This is a genomic window from Streptomyces sp. NPDC104381 (genome assembly GCF_055583745.1).
Genome location: NZ_JBVJNK010000008.1, coordinates 409,456 through 426,380, shown reverse-complemented (window position 1 = coordinate 426,380; position 16,925 = coordinate 409,456). Strand labels below are relative to the sequence as shown.

15 protein-coding genes are annotated in these 16,925 nt (G+C 73.5%); 8 read left to right on the top strand and 7 right to left on the bottom strand.

Annotated features, from left to right (window positions below; genetic code table 11):
- The first annotated feature begins 36 nt into the window (after positions 1 to 36).
- Positions 37 to 954 (top strand): hypothetical protein, encoded by a 918-nt coding sequence (locus ACZ607_RS28665; RefSeq protein WP_469739184.1) that lies wholly within the window; start codon positions 37 to 39, stop codon positions 952 to 954.
- Between the two features lie 67 nt (positions 955 to 1,021).
- Here the strand turns inward: ACZ607_RS28665 and ACZ607_RS28660 are convergent, their stop codons facing one another.
- Both ACZ607_RS28660 and ACZ607_RS28655 read right to left on the bottom strand, forming a co-directional pair.
- Positions 1,022 to 1,516, bottom strand: a complete 495-nt coding sequence (locus tag ACZ607_RS28660; RefSeq protein WP_469739182.1) for a ribonuclease FAU-1 family protein — start codon at positions 1,514 to 1,516, stop codon at positions 1,022 to 1,024.
- Positions 1,497 to 2,417 (bottom strand): GNAT family N-acetyltransferase, encoded by a 921-nt coding sequence (locus ACZ607_RS28655; RefSeq protein ID WP_469739180.1) that lies wholly within the window; start codon positions 2,415 to 2,417, stop codon positions 1,497 to 1,499. The genes ACZ607_RS28660 and ACZ607_RS28655 overlap by 20 nt, the downstream gene beginning before the upstream one ends.
- Before the next feature lie 92 nt (positions 2,418 to 2,509).
- Between ACZ607_RS28655 and ACZ607_RS28650 the strand changes: the two genes are divergently transcribed.
- A complete protein-coding gene (locus tag ACZ607_RS28650; RefSeq protein ID WP_469739178.1) occupies positions 2,510 to 2,884 on the top strand; it encodes a GntR family transcriptional regulator in 375 nt (124 codons plus the stop codon).
- Positions 2,885 to 3,095: 211 nt separating this feature from the next.
- Here ACZ607_RS28650 and ACZ607_RS28645 read toward each other — a convergent pair whose 3' ends face one another.
- Positions 3,096 to 4,190, bottom strand: coding sequence for a DUF5925 domain-containing protein (locus tag ACZ607_RS28645; protein WP_469739176.1), 1,095 nt, complete (start codon positions 4,188 to 4,190; stop codon positions 3,096 to 3,098).
- A 245-nt stretch (positions 4,191 to 4,435) separates the two neighbouring features.
- Here ACZ607_RS28645 and ACZ607_RS28640 point away from each other — a divergent pair, with 245 nt between their 5' ends.
- The gene (locus ACZ607_RS28640; RefSeq protein ID WP_469739174.1) at positions 4,436 to 5,242 is read left to right on the top strand and encodes an SGNH/GDSL hydrolase family protein; all 807 of its coding nucleotides are present in this window, start codon (positions 4,436 to 4,438) and stop codon (positions 5,240 to 5,242) included.
- Positions 5,243 to 5,393: 151 nt separating this feature from the next.
- Here the strand turns inward: ACZ607_RS28640 and ACZ607_RS28635 are convergent, their stop codons facing one another.
- The gene (locus tag ACZ607_RS28635; RefSeq protein WP_469739172.1) at positions 5,394 to 6,557 is read right to left on the bottom strand and encodes a serine/threonine-protein kinase; all 1,164 of its coding nucleotides are present in this window, start codon (positions 6,555 to 6,557) and stop codon (positions 5,394 to 5,396) included.
- Positions 6,558 to 6,765: 208 nt separating this feature from the next.
- On the opposite strand from ACZ607_RS28635, the gene ACZ607_RS28630 reads away from it, so the two are divergent.
- Entirely contained in the window at positions 6,766 to 7,029 is a 264-nt protein-coding gene (locus tag ACZ607_RS28630) for a hypothetical protein (protein ID WP_078598324.1), read from the top strand.
- Between the two features lie 215 nt (positions 7,030 to 7,244).
- On the opposite strand, the gene ACZ607_RS28625 is transcribed toward ACZ607_RS28630, so the two are convergent.
- The 3 genes from ACZ607_RS28625 to hmgA all read right to left on the bottom strand — a co-directional run bounded on the left by ACZ607_RS28625 (position 7,245) and on the right by hmgA (position 10,696).
- Positions 7,245 to 8,471 (bottom strand): type ISP restriction/modification enzyme, encoded by a 1,227-nt coding sequence (locus tag ACZ607_RS28625; protein ID WP_469739170.1) that lies wholly within the window; start codon positions 8,469 to 8,471, stop codon positions 7,245 to 7,247.
- 88 nt (positions 8,472 to 8,559) lie between these two features.
- Positions 8,560 to 9,333: a GntR family transcriptional regulator gene (locus tag ACZ607_RS28620; RefSeq protein ID WP_469739168.1), complete on the bottom strand. Its 774-nt coding sequence runs from the start codon at positions 9,331 to 9,333 to the stop codon at positions 8,560 to 8,562.
- A 43-nt stretch (positions 9,334 to 9,376) separates the two neighbouring features.
- Positions 9,377 to 10,696, bottom strand: coding sequence for a homogentisate 1,2-dioxygenase (hmgA, locus tag ACZ607_RS28615; protein WP_469739166.1), 1,320 nt, complete (start codon positions 10,694 to 10,696; stop codon positions 9,377 to 9,379).
- 111 nt (positions 10,697 to 10,807) lie between these two features.
- Here hmgA and ACZ607_RS28610 point away from each other — a divergent pair, with 111 nt between their 5' ends.
- From ACZ607_RS28610 to ACZ607_RS28595, 4 genes are all read left to right on the top strand, one after another.
- Complete coding sequence (locus tag ACZ607_RS28610; protein WP_469739164.1) at positions 10,808 to 11,437, top strand: TetR/AcrR family transcriptional regulator; 630 nt, start codon at positions 10,808 to 10,810, stop codon at positions 11,435 to 11,437.
- A 199-nt stretch (positions 11,438 to 11,636) separates the two neighbouring features.
- Positions 11,637 to 13,844 carry a molybdopterin oxidoreductase family protein gene (locus ACZ607_RS28605; protein WP_469739162.1) on the top strand — a complete coding sequence of 736 codons (2,208 nt, stop codon included), beginning with the start codon at positions 11,637 to 11,639 and terminating at the stop codon, positions 13,842 to 13,844.
- A gap of 121 nt (positions 13,845 to 13,965) precedes the next feature.
- Positions 13,966 to 15,378 (top strand): CitMHS family transporter, encoded by a 1,413-nt coding sequence (locus ACZ607_RS28600; protein ID WP_469739160.1) that lies wholly within the window; start codon positions 13,966 to 13,968, stop codon positions 15,376 to 15,378.
- Positions 15,378 to 16,670 (top strand): MFS transporter, encoded by a 1,293-nt coding sequence (locus tag ACZ607_RS28595; RefSeq protein ID WP_469739158.1) that lies wholly within the window; start codon positions 15,378 to 15,380, stop codon positions 16,668 to 16,670. Before ACZ607_RS28600 ends, ACZ607_RS28595 begins: the two co-directional genes overlap by 1 nt.
- Positions 16,671 to 16,925 lie beyond the last annotated feature (255 nt).

Genomic DNA, 16,925 nt, shown 5'->3' with positions numbered 1-16,925 from the left:
CGACACGGCCTTGATGGAGAGGGGACACTGGGCGCCATGGGGCATCCGGTGGAGACGTGGTGGGACGAGGTGTGGGCGGGGACCCGTCTCGTCGAGGTGCTGGACGGGGGAGAGGGCCCGGAACCGCTGGACGAACGGACGGTGCTCGCGCGGATCGACACGGCCGAAGCCCTCGCGGAGCTGAGAGTCCTGTCGACGCGGGGCACCGTCGGGGACGACCGCTGCCGCTGCCCCGGCAGTACGACTCTCGCCCTCCGGGGCGGCGAGGGGCAGTTGCTCGGACGGGCGAGCCTGCACGGGAGCGACGCCCTGCTGTGGGAGGGCGGCCGGTTCAGCGGCAACCTCGACCTCGCCGACCCGGCCGGACTCCTGCTCCTGCTGGCCCGGCAGGGGACCGCCCGGCGGCTGGCCCTCCTCTCCACCCGGCTCGCGTACGCGCTTCAACTGCGCGAAGGGCGGCCGCAGTTCCGGCAGGCGGGCAGAGGACCCCACGGGGCCGGACTGCTGGAGGCGCGTCATGTGCCGGGCGTGCTGCGGAAGCGGCTGACAGAGGTGTCCGGGCGTGAGTGCGCCGATCTCGACGCGGCGCGGGTGGATGAGCTGAGCGGTCTCCTGGCCGGAGCCGAGCCGGACGGACACCGGCGTGCGCGGGCCCTGCTGGCCTGGCTGGGCAGACTGCCGGAACCGATGGAGGCGGGGTGGGGCGAGGGCGTTCTCGTACGGGCGCTGCTGCGCGGGCTCGACCCGGTGGCGGCGGCCGCCGCCGACCGTGGCCGGGGTGACGATCCGCACCTCGTGCTGGGGCTGCTGCGGTGGGCGGAGAGCGCGGAGACGCCGGAGCGGAGAACAACGGACCTGGACGCGGGCACGCTGGCCGGCCTCGTCGCCCCGGTGCTGCGGCGCTTCCTGCCCCCTGAGCCCGGCCCCGTACCGGCTGAGCGGCCGTCAGGCTGAGACCGTCCGCGGGCGCTGCCCGGGCGGGCGCGGGCAGCGCCCGCCGTCGGCGGTGCCCGCGTCCCGCTCAGGTGACGAGTCCCGCCAGTCCCTCGGTGCGGGCCAGGCGCTCCAGCTCGTCCAGGGCGCGCAGGGCCTCGCCGGCCGCCTCCGGGTCCCGGTCCGGCAGACCGCTCTGCTCGAACTCGTCCTCGTCCAGCCGCAGCACCGACGCCCCGTCCGCCGACACCCAGAGGTCCAGGTCCAGGTCCTCGACCAGGAGCTCGATGCCCCGCAGCACGGCGGGCCGGGTGATGTCGCAGTACCAGCCCTTCAGCAGGCCGGCTCCGGTGCGGACCTCCTTCACCGCGTACCACCGGTCGCGCCAGTAGTGCTCGGTGAGGACATCGCCCGGTTCGAACCGTACGAAGCCGAAGTCCCGGACCTCCGGCGCCGCCCAGGGGGCCCGGACGGTGATGCGGGTGCCGTCGTCGCCGACGAGGTCCGCGGGGTAGCTGATCTTCGTGCGGCCCGCCTTGACCAGTCTGACGGACAGGGTGTTCTCAGGGGAGACGGCGGACATGGCGTACCTCCGTGGCACAGATCTCGTAGCCGAACCAGCGGTTGACCGCCAGCATCGGGCCGTTGTCGGCGTCGTTGCCGGTGTAGGCGTCCGTGTACCCGGCGGCCCGCGCCCGGTGCAGGGAGTCGTTCTTCGCGAGCTTCGCCAGCCCCCGGCCGCGGAAGGCGCGCCGGGTGCCGGTCATGCCCGACCAGTAGCGGGTGAGGCCGTCGGTCTCCGCCGCGCTGAACGCCGCGACCCGGCCGTCCACCGTCACGACGGTGGTGAGGGCGCGGTCGAAGCCGGACCGCCGCCAGGTCGTCGCCAGCCAGTTCTCGTAGTCGGACAACTCCACCCGCACATCGCTCGGCTCGTCCGAGGTCACCTCCGCGTCGGCCTCGAACAGCGGGCGCGGATCGTCCTCGAAGTCCACGGCCGTGAGCAGCGCGACCCCGGCAGGCGGCTCCGGCAGCGGCGGGAGGGCGCCGTCCGCCAGGCCGAGCCGGAGGAAGTGCGCGGGCCTGCGTGCCGCGTAGCCCCGCTTCCCGGCGAACGCGCGGTGATCCGGTTCGTCGAGCACCCAGGTGAAGACGTCGGTCGCGCCCACGGAGGCCAGATGCTCCTCACCGGCCCGCAGCAGCAGCGACCCCGCGCCCCTGCTTCTCCTGTCCGGATGTACGTACGGATTGCAGAACCCCTGGCCCGGCTTCGGGCTCTCGTGCGAGAGGCCCACCTGTGCGGTCCCGATCACCTCGCCCGCGTCCTCGGCGACCAGCAGGCGGTAGTGCCGCTCGGGAGGGGAGCCGGCCAGGTCGCCGAGGACCTGCTCCGGAGTCGTCACCATGTACGGCAGCGCGGCACGCCGTACCCGTACCCAGGCCTCGGCGTCGGTCGGCAGGAAGTCACGTACGAGGACCGTCATGCGCGGACGCTAACCCGGCCGAGACCGGGCCGCCTCCGAATTTCCGGCGGCGCGGCCGGTGACGGGACCACCCGGTGGGAGAGAATCGGCCCGTGACCCTGAAGATCGCCGTTGACCCGGACTCCGCCACCGCCCCGTACGAGCAGCTGCGCGCCCAGCTGTCCGAGCAGGCCCGCTCCGGCGCCCTGCCCGTCGGTTACCGCCTCCCGACCGTACGCGGCCTCGCCGGCGAACTCGGCCTCGCCGCCAACACGGTGGCCAAGGCCTACCGGGCGCTGGAGAGCGACGGGGTGATCGAGACACGGGGACGCAACGGGACGTTCGTCGCCGCCGCGGGCGACGCCGCGGCCCGCCACGCGGCGACGGCGGCACAGGAGTACGCCGAGCAGGCCCAGCGCCTCGGCCTGTCCAGGGCCGACGCGCTGGCCCTGGCCGAGGACGCGGTGCGGGCGGCCTACGCGCGGTGACGGACCGGGCCCGGCCCCCGGCCGCGCGGACCGCCCGCCCGGGGACGCGGTGCGGAGGTGCGGCTCGGGGACAAGGCCGTGCGGCTCGGAGACACGGCCGTGCGGCTCGGGAGCGTGGCGGTGCGGCTCGGGGACAAGGCCGTGCGGCTCGGAGACACGGCCGTGCGGCTCGGGAGCGTGGCGGTGCGGCTCGGAGACACGGCCGTGCGGCTCAGAGGTACAGCCCCGCGTCCGCCCCCGCGTCCTGCTTCGGTACGGACGCGGGGCCGCTGCCCCGCCGCAGGGCGTACAGCTCCGCGAGCGTCGCGCCCTCCCGGCCGAGCCCCTCCTCCGTGCCCAGCCAGGCCACCGACTCCGCGCGGGTCAGCGAGCCCACCTCGATGCGGGCCAGGCAGCGGCCCGGCCTGACCACCGCGGGGTGCAGCCGCTCCAGGTCCTCGTTGGTCGTCACCCCCACCAGCACATTGCGCCCCTGGCCCAGCAGCCCGTCCGTCAGATTGAGCAGCCGGGACAGCGCCTGACCCGCCGTGTGCTTCGCCTCGCCCCGGATCAGCTCGTCGCAGTCCTCCAGGAGCAGCAGCCGCCACCGCCCCTTCGCCGAACCGTCGTCCTCACCGATGGCGATGTCCATCAGATAGCCGACGTCGTTGAAGAGCCGCTCCGGGTCCAGGACGCAGTCGACCTGGCACCAGTCGCGCCAGGACCGGGCGAGGGTGCGCAGTGCCGAGGTCTTGCCCGTACCGGGAGGGCCGTGCAGCAGGAGCAGCCGGCCCGCGATGTCGTCCGGGGTGACCTTCATCAGCCGGTCCATCGCGTCGGCCACCGGGGCCGTGTAGTTGGACCGGACCTCCTCCCAGGTGCCGGCCGCGATCTGCCGGGTGGTGCGGTGCGGGCCCCGGCGCGGGGACACGTACCAGAAGCCCATGGTGACGTTCTCCGGCTGCGGCTCCGGCTCGTCCTGGGCCCCGTCGGTCGCCTCGGACAGGACCTTCCGGGCCAGTTCGGCGGTGGTGGCGGTGACCGTGACGTCGGCGCCCCGGTTCCACCGCGAGACCAGCAGCGTCCAGCCGTCGCCCTCGGCGAGGGTCGCGCTGCGGTCGTCGTCACGGGCCGACCTCAGCACCGTGGCCGTGGAGGGGAGCAGGGTCGCCCCCGACTTGACCCGGTCGAGGGAGGAGCTGTGCGAGTGCGGCTGCTCGCCCGTCGCGAAGCGGCCCAGGAACAGCGCGTCCACGACGTCGGACGGCGAATCGCTGTCGTCGACGTTGAGCCGGATCGGCAGGGCGGACTCGGGGTTGGCAGACATGGCGCCCATGATCCGGCACGGCGCCACCCCGCGCACCCAGGTTTCCGGAGCCGTGCCGGTGCCGACGCCGATGATCCGCGTGCTCGAATGTGCCACCGGTGCACCGAATGCCCTGATTTGGATATGACGTGCCGTCAGGAGGACGTCAGGGGCGTGTTGTCGAAGCTTCTTGGCATGGACACTTCCGGAATTCACTTCGGTCCTGCTACCACGGAGTAGGCAGAGATCCTGCCCAAGGAGGTTCCATGAAAATGTCCAGACTCGTGGCGTTCTCGTCCTCTCTCCTGCTCGGCACCCTTCTCGCTCTGACCGGTGCGGGCGTCGCCCAGGCCGAGGAATCGGCGGCCGTCGACTACGTCGCCCTGGGTGACTCGTACTCGTCGGGTGTCGGTGCCGGCAGCTACGACAGCGCCAGTGGCGACTGCAAGCGCAGCACCCGTGCCTACCCCGCCCTCTGGAAGGCCGCCAACAACCCCGCCTCGTTCGCCTTCACCGCGTGCTCGGGGGCCAGGACGGGCGATGTCACGGCCGGTCAGCTCGGCCCGCTGTCCTCCTCGACCGACCTCGTCTCGATCTCCATCGGCGGCAACGACGCCGGCTTCGCCGATGTCATGACGACCTGTGTCCTCCAGTCCGAGGCCACCTGTCTGAGCCGTGTCGCCACCGCCCGCGCCTACGTCGACTCGACCCTGCCCGGCAAACTGGACTCCGTGTACGCGGCGATCAGCGCCAAAGCGCCCTCGGCCCACGTCGTCGTCCTGGGCTACCCGCGCTTCTACCAGCTCGGCGGCAGCTGCATCGCCGGCCTGAGCGAGAAGGAACGGTCCGCCATCAACGGCGCCGCCGACTACCTCAACGCCGCCACCGCCAAGCGCGCGGCGGATCACGGCTTCACCTTCGGCGACGTCACCTCCACCTTCACCGGACACGAGATCTGCTCCGGCAGCGCATGGCTGCACAGCGTGAACTGGCTCAACATCGGCGAGTCCTACCACCCCACCGCCGCCGGGCAGTCCGGTGGCTACCTGCCCGTCCTCAGCTCGAAGGCCTGACCGCACCCGACCGCGCCTCCTGAACACGGCGCACCGGCCCGGCCGTACGCCGAGGAGGGGACTCCGCCCCGCGGGGTCCCCTTCCCCGTCCCGCCCGACCCGCCTCTCCTGACCGCGCCGCCCGTCCCGCCCGCCCTGCCTGGCCCGCCCGTCACAGGAGGCCGGTGAGGCCCGACGGCTCCGCGGGCCCCTGCCGCACGGTCACCGCCGCCCCGCCCGGCGCCACCTTCCCGCCGCTCCTCCCGTCCGTGTCGTCGTCGGCCGTCAGCGCCCAGGCGAGGCCCCCGGCGATGAGCAGCGCGACGAGGGCCCCCACCGCCACCAGGACGCTCGTGCGGCTCGGGGGACCGACGGATCCGGGCGCACCCGTACCGGCACCGGGAGCCCCGGCCCCGGCCGCCGCGCCGTCCCCGGAACCGCCGTCAGCCGTACCGTCGTCCGGCGGCGGCACGGGCGGGCCCGCGGTCCCGCCGCCGGGCGCACCGGTCCCGCCCGCCGCCAGGATCCGCAGTCGGCGCTCCGCGTCCGATGCCGTGAGCCGCTCCGCCGGATCCTTGTTCAGCAGCCCCTCGATGACCGGAGCGAGCGCCCCCGCCCGCTCCGGGGGAGGTGCTTCCTCCGCACACACGGCGCGCAGGGTGTCCGGCGGGGTGTCCCGGCCGAACGGAGTCCGCCCTTCGGTGGCGGCGTACAGAAGCACTCCGAGCGACCAGAGGTCGGATTCGGGCTCCGGCGCGCGCCCCAGCGCACGCTCGGGCGCGAGGTACTCCGGCGAACCGATCGGTTCACCCGTCACGGTGAGGCCGTACAGACCGTCGGCCGGGGTGATGCCGAAGTCCTTCACCATCACCCGCCCGTCGTTGGCCAGCAGCACGTTGCCCGGCTTCACATCGCGGTGCAGCACCCCGGCGTCATGGGCGCCCCGCAGCGCCGCGAGGACCTCCGCGCCGATCCGGGCCGCGCGCCGGGGCGACAGCGGGCCGTCCGCGGCCAGTACGTCGGACAGGGCGAGCCCCCGGACCAGCTCCATCACGATCCAGGGCCGGGAGTCCTGGGTGACCACGTCGTGCACGGCCACCGCGTTGCGGTGCGAGAAGCGGGTCGCCGCCCGGGCCTCGCGCTCCAGCCGGGAGTACGGCGGCTCGGCTCCGGCTGCGGACGGCGCCTCCGTGGCCCGCACCTCCTTCACGGCCACCTCGCGCCCCAGCACCTCGTCACGGGCGCTCCACACGATGCCCGCCCCGCCCTCGCCCAGGGGGTCCAGAAGGCGGTAACGATCCGCGATCACACGGCCGGTACCCGGGACTTCGCTCATCGGTGACCCTCCATCAGCAGCGGTGCGCAGTACGGACGAATCCCCTCCAAGCTAACTCAACCCGCCCCGGGGCCGACAGGATCCGGTAACGGGCCGTCAACCACCGTGTACGGGTATGCAATCCTGCGGCCGGGATACACGAGTGTCACTGCGGGACGATAGGGTTAACCTGCCCGGGCCGGGTGCCCTCGTACGGGTGGGGAGTGACATGGAACAGATAACGATGCGCAGCAGGCCGCGTGTGCCTGCCATCACATGTGGGAGCGGTGCGACCAGTTCGCGCCTCGACCGCCATCTCGCAGTGCTGGGCGGCCCCGCCGTTCCGCAGCGCGAGTCGGCGGAGGCGACGCTGCTGATGCTCGAGCTCACCTCGCGCGACGCCGCGCACACCCGCAGGAGCAGGAGCGCGCGAGTCTCGCTCTTCGCCCCGCTGCGGCGACTGCGGCGCTCGCTCTTCGGCAGCCGCCGCTGACCGACGGCTGTACACGACCGGCCCTCCGCTCAGGGCCGCGTCCGCGATCACTCCGTCCCGGCGCAGTGCTGCTGTCCGCCCGTCCGTCATCCCCAGGGCCGGCAGCGTTGCGTCGGTGTGCTCCCCCAGCGCCGGTACGGCACCCACCGGCGGCGCCCGACCCGCAGTGTCCTCGGCCCGCGACACGCCGACAGCGGTGGCCACTTCCCGCTCTCTCACAGCAGTGCGAACTGCCCTTCCGGGCCCTCCTCCTGGTGGTCCAGCACGGACGCCGGAAGCCGCGCCGACGCCGGCACGGGAAGGATCCCGGCCGTGCGCAGCCCCTCCCGGGTCAGTACGTCCGCCTCCTCCAGCCGTTCCCACAGCTCCCGCTGCCCGGGCCGCAGCCCGGCGAGCAGCGCCAGGACGGTGATCAGCTCCAGCAGCTCCGACGTCCGCTCCTGCGGCCAGCCGCGCGGCCCCACCGCCGCCAGCCCCTCCGCCGGCGCCGTGCGGCGCTCGAACCACAGCTCCAGCATCCGCACCCCGCCGACCCTGAAGTCCCAGGCTCCCGCGGGCACGGGCGAGACGCGGCCCTCGCCGACGAGGAGCGCCTCCTCGGCGGCGTCGTACCGCAGCTCGTCCGGCCGGGGCGGGATCGCGGCCCGTACATAGGGGCGCCGGCCGCCGGGCAGACGCGGGCGTCCTCCGCCCCGTGCCCCGCGCAGCTGGACGCGCAGCAGTTCCTCGCCCAGCTCCACGCCCCGCGCCCACAGCGCTCCGTCGGCGGGCAGCGGGACGAGCGGCCCGGCGGGGGAGGGGCGGGCGGCGGCGACGGCCCAGGCCAGGACGGACCCGGCGGTGACCGGCGTCCCGTACCGCGTGGTCAGCTCACCGGTCAGGCCCGGTGCGAGATTGGGCTCCAGGCCGCCCGGCCGCCGGTAGAGCGGCCGTATCCTGCCGGGCCGCCCCGCGGGGGAGTGGCCGTCCGGCAGCAGCGTGGTCGCGGAGAGGGCGGGGCCGCCGTCCTGGGGCACGTATCCGTGCTCCATGGCGAAGAGCTGGTGCCCGTCGGCGACCCGCCACAGCTCGGGGCGGGCCACGTCGAGCAGCCGGTGGTCGGGAATCAGCCACTGTTCGTCGAAGGGGCCGTGCGCGATCCGTACCGGTTCGGGACAGGGTCCGGGGTCCCGGGCGAAGGCGCTCGTCCCGGTCGGCCTGCCCGGCAGCGCCGCGGCCGGGGTCAGCGGCGTACGGGAGCGGCTGGGCCGGAACAGCCCTTCCTGCTCGGCTCCCTCGGCCCCCGCCAGCAGATCCCAGCGGGCCCGGAGCGAGGCGGCCTCGGGGGCCGTCACCCAGGGGCGGCCCGGTCTCAGGGGGCGCACCGACCAGGGCATGAGGTCGTCGAGCAGCGGGAGCGCCTCGTCGCTCCCGCCGGCTCCGGCCGCCATCCCTGCTGCCACCGTGTCGTCCTCCCCGTCGCCACGTCCGCCGCCCCCGGCATCGTAACGACCGCCCGTGGCCGTCACGAGCCCGGCGGCGGAGCCGCCGTCAGTGGGCGTCGACGGTCACGGAGAAGGAGAAGCGGTCGCCCCGGTAGCGGATGCGCGCCACGTCCACCACGGTGCCGTCCTCGTCGTACGTCACCCCCGTGTAGTGCAGGATCGGGCTGAGCAGCGGTACCCCGAGGAGCTCGGCCGTGGCGGGGTCGGCGAGGCGCGCCTCGACGGTGTCCGTGATCCGGGAGATCCGTACGCCGACGGCGTCGCGCAGCACCTTGGTCATCGGCCACCGCTCCAGATCGGCCACGTCGAGCCGGGCGGCGATCTCCGGGCGCACCGCGTTCTCCGCCCAGTTGGTGGGCTCGCCCGTCCCCTCGTCGCAGCGGAGCCGCCGGTAGCTGACCACCTCGGGGCAGTCCGGGAAGAACTCGGCGAGATCACCGGGGACCGGCGCCCGGCCGTGGCCGAGCACCGTCGTCCGCTCGCCCGACTGCTGGGCGACGATCGCGTCGATCGACCCCATCAGCCGGACCGGTGACACCCGCCGGGCGCGCGGCTCGATGAACGTGCCGCGCCTCCGGTGCCTGCTGATCAGCCCCTCGCTCTCCAGCTCCTTGAGCGCCTGGCGCATGGTGAGGACGCTCACCCCGTAGTGCACGGCGAGCTGTTCCTCGGTCGGCAGCCGCGTCGAGGCGTCCTGGGGGCGGCCCAGTATGGACGCCCGCAGGGACTGCGAGACCTGGTACCAGAGGGGCAGCTTCCGGTTCAGCACCAGGGAGTCGGGGGCGAACCCGGGGCGGCCCGCCTCGTTCACCTGATCCATCCGGTTCACCCGATCTCTCTGCGGCGCGGCCGGCGGTGCGGTCTCACGGCCGGAAGTTGCGGCTCAGACCCTGCCACACGTCGTCGTACCCGCGCTGGAGGTGGTCCGCGCCCGCGGCCTGCGCGGTCGCCGTCACCGGCCAGCGGGTCTCGAACATGAACGCCAGGCCGTCGTCGATCTTCTGCGGCTTCAGCTCCGCCGCGCTCGCCCGGTCGAAGGTCTCACGGTCCGGGCCGTGCGCCGACATCATGTTGTGGAGCGAGCCGCCGCCGGGCACGAAGCCGCCCGCCTTGGCGTCGTACGCGCCCTCGATCAGGCCCATGTACTCGCTCATCACGTTGCGGTGGAAGTACGGCGGGCGGAAGGTGTCCTCGCCGACCAGCCAGCGCGGCGCGAAGACGACGAAGTCGACACCCGCGAGCCCCGGGGTGTCGGACGGCGAGGTCAGCACCGTGAAGATCGACGGGTCCGGGTGGTCGTAGCTGATCGTGCCCATGACGTTGAAACGGCGCAGGTCGTAGACGTACGGCGTGTGGTTGCCGTGCCAGGCGACGACATCGAGCGGCGAGTGGCCGTACGTCGCCGACCAGAGGTTCCCGCAGAACTTGTTGACCACCTCGACCGGGCCCTCACGGTCCTCGTACGCGGCGACGGGCGCCAGGAAGTCCCGGGCGTTGGCCAGGCCGTTGGCGCCGATCGGGCCGAGGTCGGGCAGCACGAACGGCTGCCCGTAGTTCTCGCAGACGTACCCCCGGGCGGTGGGGTCCAGCAGCTCGACCCGGAAGCGGACCCCGCGCGGGATCAGCGCCACATGGCCCGGGTCGGCCCGCAGCAGGCCCAGTTCGGTGCGGAGCAGCAGTCCGCCGCGCTCGGGGACGATCAGGAGCTCCCCGTCGGAATCGCTGAACACCCGGTCGGTCATGGAGGAGTTCGCGCTGTACAGATGGATGGCCATGCCGGCGCGCCGCGTGGCGTCGCCGTTGCCGCCCAGCGTCCACAGGCCGGCCAGGAAGTCCGTGCCGGGCGCGGGTTCGGGGAGCGGGTCCCAGCGCAGCCGGTTGGGGTCGGGGACCGTCTCGGTGAAGGGGGCGGTGCGCAGGGCGCCGTTGTCGGTGCGGACGAAGGCCGGGTGGGCGGCCGAGGGCCGGATCCGGTACAGCCAGGAACGGCGGTTACGGGCGCGGGGCTCGGTGAAGGCCGAGCCGCTCAGCTGTTCCGCGTACAGCCCGAGCGGCGCGCGCTGGGGCGAGTTACGGCCGTGGGGCAGGGCGCCCGGGACGGCCTCCGAACTGTGCTCGTTGCCGAAGCCGGACAGATGGCCGAGGTTCTCCGCCGCTTTCCTCGTCTGCTCGATGCCGCTCATCATGCGCTCCCGTCGGATGAGGAATCCCGTGGACCCCCTGACGGAGAATCCTATGGATCACCGTAGGAATCGAAACGTGGCCCGTCAACGGCATCCGGGCATCATGGAGTCGTGTCCCACGCTCATACGAACCTCCGACGCGTCCCCGTGCAGCAGCGCAGCGCCGACCGGCTCGCCCGCATCCTCGACGCCGGCGCCGCGCTGCTCGACGAGACCGGCTACGAGCAGCTCTCCACCCGGGCGGTCGCCGACCGGGCCGGAGTGCCCATCGGATCCGTCTACCGCTTCTTCCCCAACAAGAGGGCGCTCGTCGAGGCCCTGGCCGAGCGCAACCTGGAGGTCTACGCCGGGCGGGTCGTCGCCAGGCTGGAGGCCATTCCGGAGCGCGAGTGGCGTGCCGCCATCGACGCCGTGCTCGACGAGTACCTGGCGATGAAGCGTTCCGCCGCCGGCTTCGCCCTCGTCGACTTCGGTCCGCCCGTGCCCGCCGCCGGACCCCTGGACGAGGAGGCGAACCGGCGTGTCGCGGGACGCCTGACGGAGCTGCTCCTGGGGCATCTGGGCCGGGGGCACGAGGGGGCCGCCTCCGACGCCCGTCTGCTGCGCGCGGTCCTGGTCTGTGTGCAGGCCGCCGACGCCCTGCTGCAACTCGCCTTCCGCGCCGACCCGGCGGGCGACCCGGACCTGATAGCGGAGACCCGGATCCTGCTCCACGCCTATCTCGCGGGAGTGCTCGAATAGCGGCCCTCGCGGCGGGCCCTGGCGGTGGTGATGGGGTACGGGGGGAGTCCGGCGGCGGTGGGAACGGGGTGGCGTCGGCACCTCGCCAGCATCCGTACCGGTCGGTATGCTCGGTCCTCCGGGAGCCCGCACCCGCCGAGCGCGCCGCGGGCCGCCGGTTCACGCCCGCGCGCCACCGCCGCCGCCCCGGGGAGGGCCCATGTCCCACGCATCCCGTACCGCTCTGCGCGTCTGCCCGCTCTGCGAGGCCACCTGCGGACTGACCCTCACCATCGAGGGCACCGAGGTCACCGGAGCCCGCGGTGACCGCGAGGACGTCCTCAGCCACGGCTTCATCTGCCCCAAGGGCGCCTCGTTCGGCGGCCTCGACGCCGACCCCGACCGGCTGCGCACCCCGCTCGTCCGCACGGACGGCGTCCTGCGCGAGGCGACCTGGAGCGAGGCCTTCGACGTGATCGCCGCCCGGATCCCGGCCCTGATCCGGGAACACGGAAAGCAGGCCGTCGGCGTCTTCCTCGGCAACCCCAACGTGCACACGATGGCGGGCGGGCTCTATCCGCCGCTGCTGCTGTCCACGCTCGGCACCCGCAACGTCTTCACCGCCAGCACCCTGGACCAGATGCCCAAGCACGTCTCCAGCGGACTGCTCTTCGGTGACGCCCACGCCATCCCCGTACCGGACCTGGACCGCACCGCCCATCTGCTCCTGATCGGTGCCAACCCGCTGGAGTCCAACGGCAGTCTGTGCACCGCCCCCGACTTCCCCGGCAAGCTCAAGGCGCTCCGCAAGCGCGGCGGCACCCTCACCGTCATCGACCCGCGCCGCACCCGCACCGCGCGGCTCGCCGACCGGCACGCCGCCATCAGGCCCGGCACCGACGCCCTGCTGCTCGCCGCGCTCACCCAGGTCCTCGTCGAGGAGAAGCTCGCCGACCCCGGCGCGCTCGCCGAGCACATCGAGGGTTACGACGAACTCGCCGAAGCCGTCGCCGACTTCACCCCCGAGGCGGTCGCCGGCGCCTGCGACCTGGAGGCGGACACCATCCGGGCGATCGCCCGGGAGCTGGCCGCCGCCCCCACCGCGGCCGTCTACGGGCGCATCGGCAGCTGCACCGTCGAGCACGGCACCCTGGCCAGCTGGCTCGTCGACGTCCTCAACATCCTCACCGGCAACCTCGACCGCCCCGGCGGCGCCCTCTTCCCGCTCTCCGCCACCGCCCGCGCCCCGCGCGCCGCCGCCCCCGGGAAGGGCTTCGACCTGGGCCGCTGGAGCAGCCGGGTCTCCGGGCACCCGGAGGCCAAGGGCGAACTGCCGGTCGCCGCACTCGCCGAGGAGATCGAGACACCCGGGCAGGACCGGATCAGGGCGCTGATCGTCGTCGCGGGCAACCCGGTGCTCTCCGCACCCGACGGGGACCGCCTGGACCGGGCACTCGCCGACGGCCTCGACTTCATGGTCAGCGTCGACCCCTACCTCAACGAGACCGCCCGCCACGCGGACGTCGTCCTGCCCCCGCCGCCGCCCTCCCGGAGCGCGCACTTCGACTTCGCGTTCAACTCCTTCGCCGTCCGCAACCAGGTCCGCTACAGCCGCCCGGCCGTCCCGCTGGAGGACGGGCGGATGGACGAGAGCGAGATCCTCGCCCGGCTCGTCCTCGCCGTCGGGGGCAACCACGGCGCGCCGCCCGAGGCCGTCGACGACCTGGTCATCACCACGACGCTCGCCAGGGCCGGACTCCCCGAGTCGCTCGCCGGCGAGCTGACCGGCGACACGGGAGCCGAACGGCGCCTCGACCTGATGCTCCGCCTCGGTCCGTACGACCTCACCCTGGAGCGGCTCCTCGCACATCCGCACGGGATCGACCTCGGCCCGCTGGAGCCGCGCGTCCCGGAGGTGCTCAGGACCCGCAGCGGCCGTATCGAGCTGTTCCCGGCGCCGATCGCCGCCGACCTCCCCAGGCTCCGCGCCGCACTCGGCGCGCGGCCCGCCGGACTCGTCCTCGTCGGCCGCCGCCATCTGCGGTCCAACAACAGCTGGATGCACAACGTCGCCTCGCTGCGCGGCGGCTCGAACGTCTGCACCCTCCAGATCCACCCCGACGACGCGGCCCGGATCGGACTCGCCGAGGGTGACACGGCCCGGATCACCGCCGCGGGCGGTGAGGTCGAGGCGCCCGCCGAGATCACCGACTCCGTACGGGCCGGGGTCGTGAGCCTCCCGCACGGCTGGGGCCACAGCCGGCCGGGCACCCGCATGTCGGTCGCCGGGTCGGAGCCGGGCGTCAATGTGAACCAGCTCCTGGACGGCACCCTCCTGGACCCGCTGTCCGGGACCGCGGTGCTCAACGCCGTCCCCGTCTCCGTGGCGCCGTCCCTTGCCGCCGGCTCCCTAGCACCGACTCGTTGACCTGGGGTTTTGCTCGTATTGCTCACACGTCAACATCTTGTTAACGCTGCTTCGGGGCCCCTAACGTCATCCGGACCGCCGGCACCGGTGAGAGTTCAAAGGTGAACGTTAGGTATCCCATATGTTGACAATCCTCGGATTCGCCATGATCGCGACCTTCCTGGTCCTGATCATGATGAAGAAGATGTCGCCGATCGCGGCACTGGTCCTGATCCCCGCCCTGTTCTGCGTGGCCGTGGGGCAGGGCGCGAAGCTCGGTGACTACGTCATCGAAGGGGTCGGCACGCTCGCGCCGACCGCGGCGATGCTGATGTTCGCCATCGTCTACTTCGGCGTGATGATCGACGTCGGCCTGTTCGACCCGATCGTCCGGGGCATCCTGCGCTTCTGCAAGGCCGACCCGATGCGGATCGTCATCGGCACGGCCCTGCTCGCCGCCGTCGTCTCGCTGGACGGCGACGGCTCCACCACCTTCATGATCACGGTCTCGGCGATGTATCCGCTCTACAAGCGGCTGAAGATGAGCCTGGTCGTGATGACCGGTGTCGCCGCCACCGCGAACGGGGTCATGAACACCCTGCCCTGGGGCGGCCCCACCGCCCGCGCGGCCACCGCGCTCAAGGTGGACGCGGCCGACATCTTCGTACCGATGATCCCGGCCCTCGCCGTCGGGCTCCTGGCCGTCGTCCTGCTCGCCTGCGTCCTGGGCCGCCGCGAGCGCAAGCGCCTCGGCATGCTCACCCTCGACGAGGCGCTGGTCACCGAGCCCGAGACCGTCCTGGTCGGTGCGGGAGGCGGTGGCTCCGGCGACCGGCTCACCAAGGCCCCGAAGGGCTCCGGCGCCGCCACCGGTGGTGCGGGGGACGCCGGGGACGCGGAGGAGGACGAGGAGTTCAAGGGCCTCGACCCGCACCGGTCCACGCTCCGCCCCAAGCTCTACTGGTTCAACGCCGGCCTCACCGTCGCCCTGCTGGCCGCGATGATCCTGCAGCTCATGCCGATCCCGGTGCTCTTCCTGCTCGGCGCGGCCCTCGCCCTCACCGTCAACTTCCCCCACATGCCCGACCAGCGGGCCCGCATCGCGGCCCACGCCGACAACGTGCTCAACGTCTCCGGCATGGTCTTCGCCGCGGCCGTCTTCACCGGCGTGCTCACCGGCACCGGTATGGTCGAGCACATGGCGGACTGGCTCGTCGGGGCGATCCCCGACGCGATGGGCCCGCACATGGCCATCGTCACCGGTGTGCTGAGCCTTCCCCTGACGTACTTCATGTCCAACGACGGCTTCTACTTCGGAGTTCTGCCCGTGCTCGCCGAGGCCGGCGCCGCCCATGGCGTCTCCCCGCTGGAGGTCGCCCGCGCCTCCATCGTGGGCCAGCCGCTGCACATGTCGTCCCCGCTCGTGCCCGCCGTCTACGTCCTGGTCGGCATGGCCAAGGTCGAGTTCGGCGACCACACCCGGTTCACCGTCAAGTGGGCCGTGCTCACCTCGCTGGTGGTCCTCGGCGCCGGCATCCTCTTCGGAATCATCTGATGCCTCCGGAACCACGGCCCGGCAGGGGCTGGCTGCTGCGCCTCGTCATCGCCTTCGCCTTCGCGCAGGGGGCCGTGTCGATGGCGCGGCCCGCCGTCTCCTACCGGGCCCTCTCCCTGGGCGCCGACGAGCAGGCGATCGGCGTCATCGCCGGGGTGTACGCGCTGCTGCCGCTCTTCGCCGCCGTACCCCTCGGCCGGCGGACCGACCACGGCCGCTGCGCACCGCTGCTGCCCGTCGGAGTGCTCCTGATCGGCGGCGGCTGCGCGCTCAGCGGCACCTCCGGCTCCCTCACGGCGCTGGCCGCCTGGAGCGGGGTGATGGGCCTCGGCCACCTCTGCTTCGTGATCGGCGCCCAGTCGCTCGTCGCCCGGCAGTCGTCCCCCGCCGAACAGGACCGCAATTTCGGCCACTTCACCATCGGCGCCTCGCTCGGCCAGCTCGTCGGACCGATCGCCGCGGGCTACCTCATCTCCGAGCGCGACGGCGCCATGGCCCGTACGAGCGCCCTCGCCCTGATCGTCTCCGCGGCCGTCGCCGCCGTCTCCCTCACCTCGCTGTGGCGCATCGAGCACCGCGTGGCCCCGGGGGCACCGCGCAGGGCGGACCACAAGGTGCCGGTGGCCGGCATCCTGCGCACCCGCGGGGTCCCGGCCGGCATCTTCATCAGCCTCGCCGTGCTCTGCGCCACCGACATCCTCACCGCCTATCTGCCGGTGGTCGGCGAGCACCGGGGCATCGCGCCCGCCACCGTCGGCCTGCTCCTCAGCCTGCGGGCCGCCGCGACCATCGCCTGCCGGCTCGTCATGACACCGATGCTGCGCCGGGTCGGCAGGGCCGCCCTGCTCTCCACGACCTGCCTGCTCGGCGGCCTCCTCTGCGCGGCCGTCGCCCTGCCCGTCCCGGTGTGGGGGCTCGCCGTGATGCTCGCCGTGCTGGGCTTCTGCCTGGGGGTCGGCCAGCCCCTCTCGATGACCACCGTCGTCCAGGCCGCCCCACCGGCCGCCCGCTCCACCGCGCTCGCCCTCAGGCTCACCGGGAACCGGCTGGGCCAGGTCGCGGCCCCCGCCTCGGCCGGGCTGATCGCCGGAGTCGCGGGCACCGCCGCGCCGTTCGTGATGCTCGGGGTCCTGCTCGTCGGCGCGGCGGGACTCGGGCTCAGGCGCGGCGGGACCGGTACGGCGGACAAGGACCAGGACCCGGCCCCCGGAGCCGCACCGGCCCCGCCCCCGGCCCCGGACGAGGCGGAGCCCCGCGCCGAACGCCCCCGCGCCGAGCGGGATCCGGCCTGACGCGAGTTCCGGGCCGGATGTGCGTTCCGGCCCGACCCGGATTCCGGACCTGGCGCGGATTCCGGCCCGATGCGCGTTCCGGCCCCGCGCTTCCCGTCCCGACCCGGGACATCCCCCGGCCCGCCGTGCGAGGGTGGCCGGAGGCCCTGCGTGACCTGTGTCTCCAGCCGTTCCCTGGCGCCGAAAAACTAACAGCGCTAGTTTGGGCGCGGGACGGCATCCGTCCGTACGACGCACGGCTTCGGCGGCAGGCAC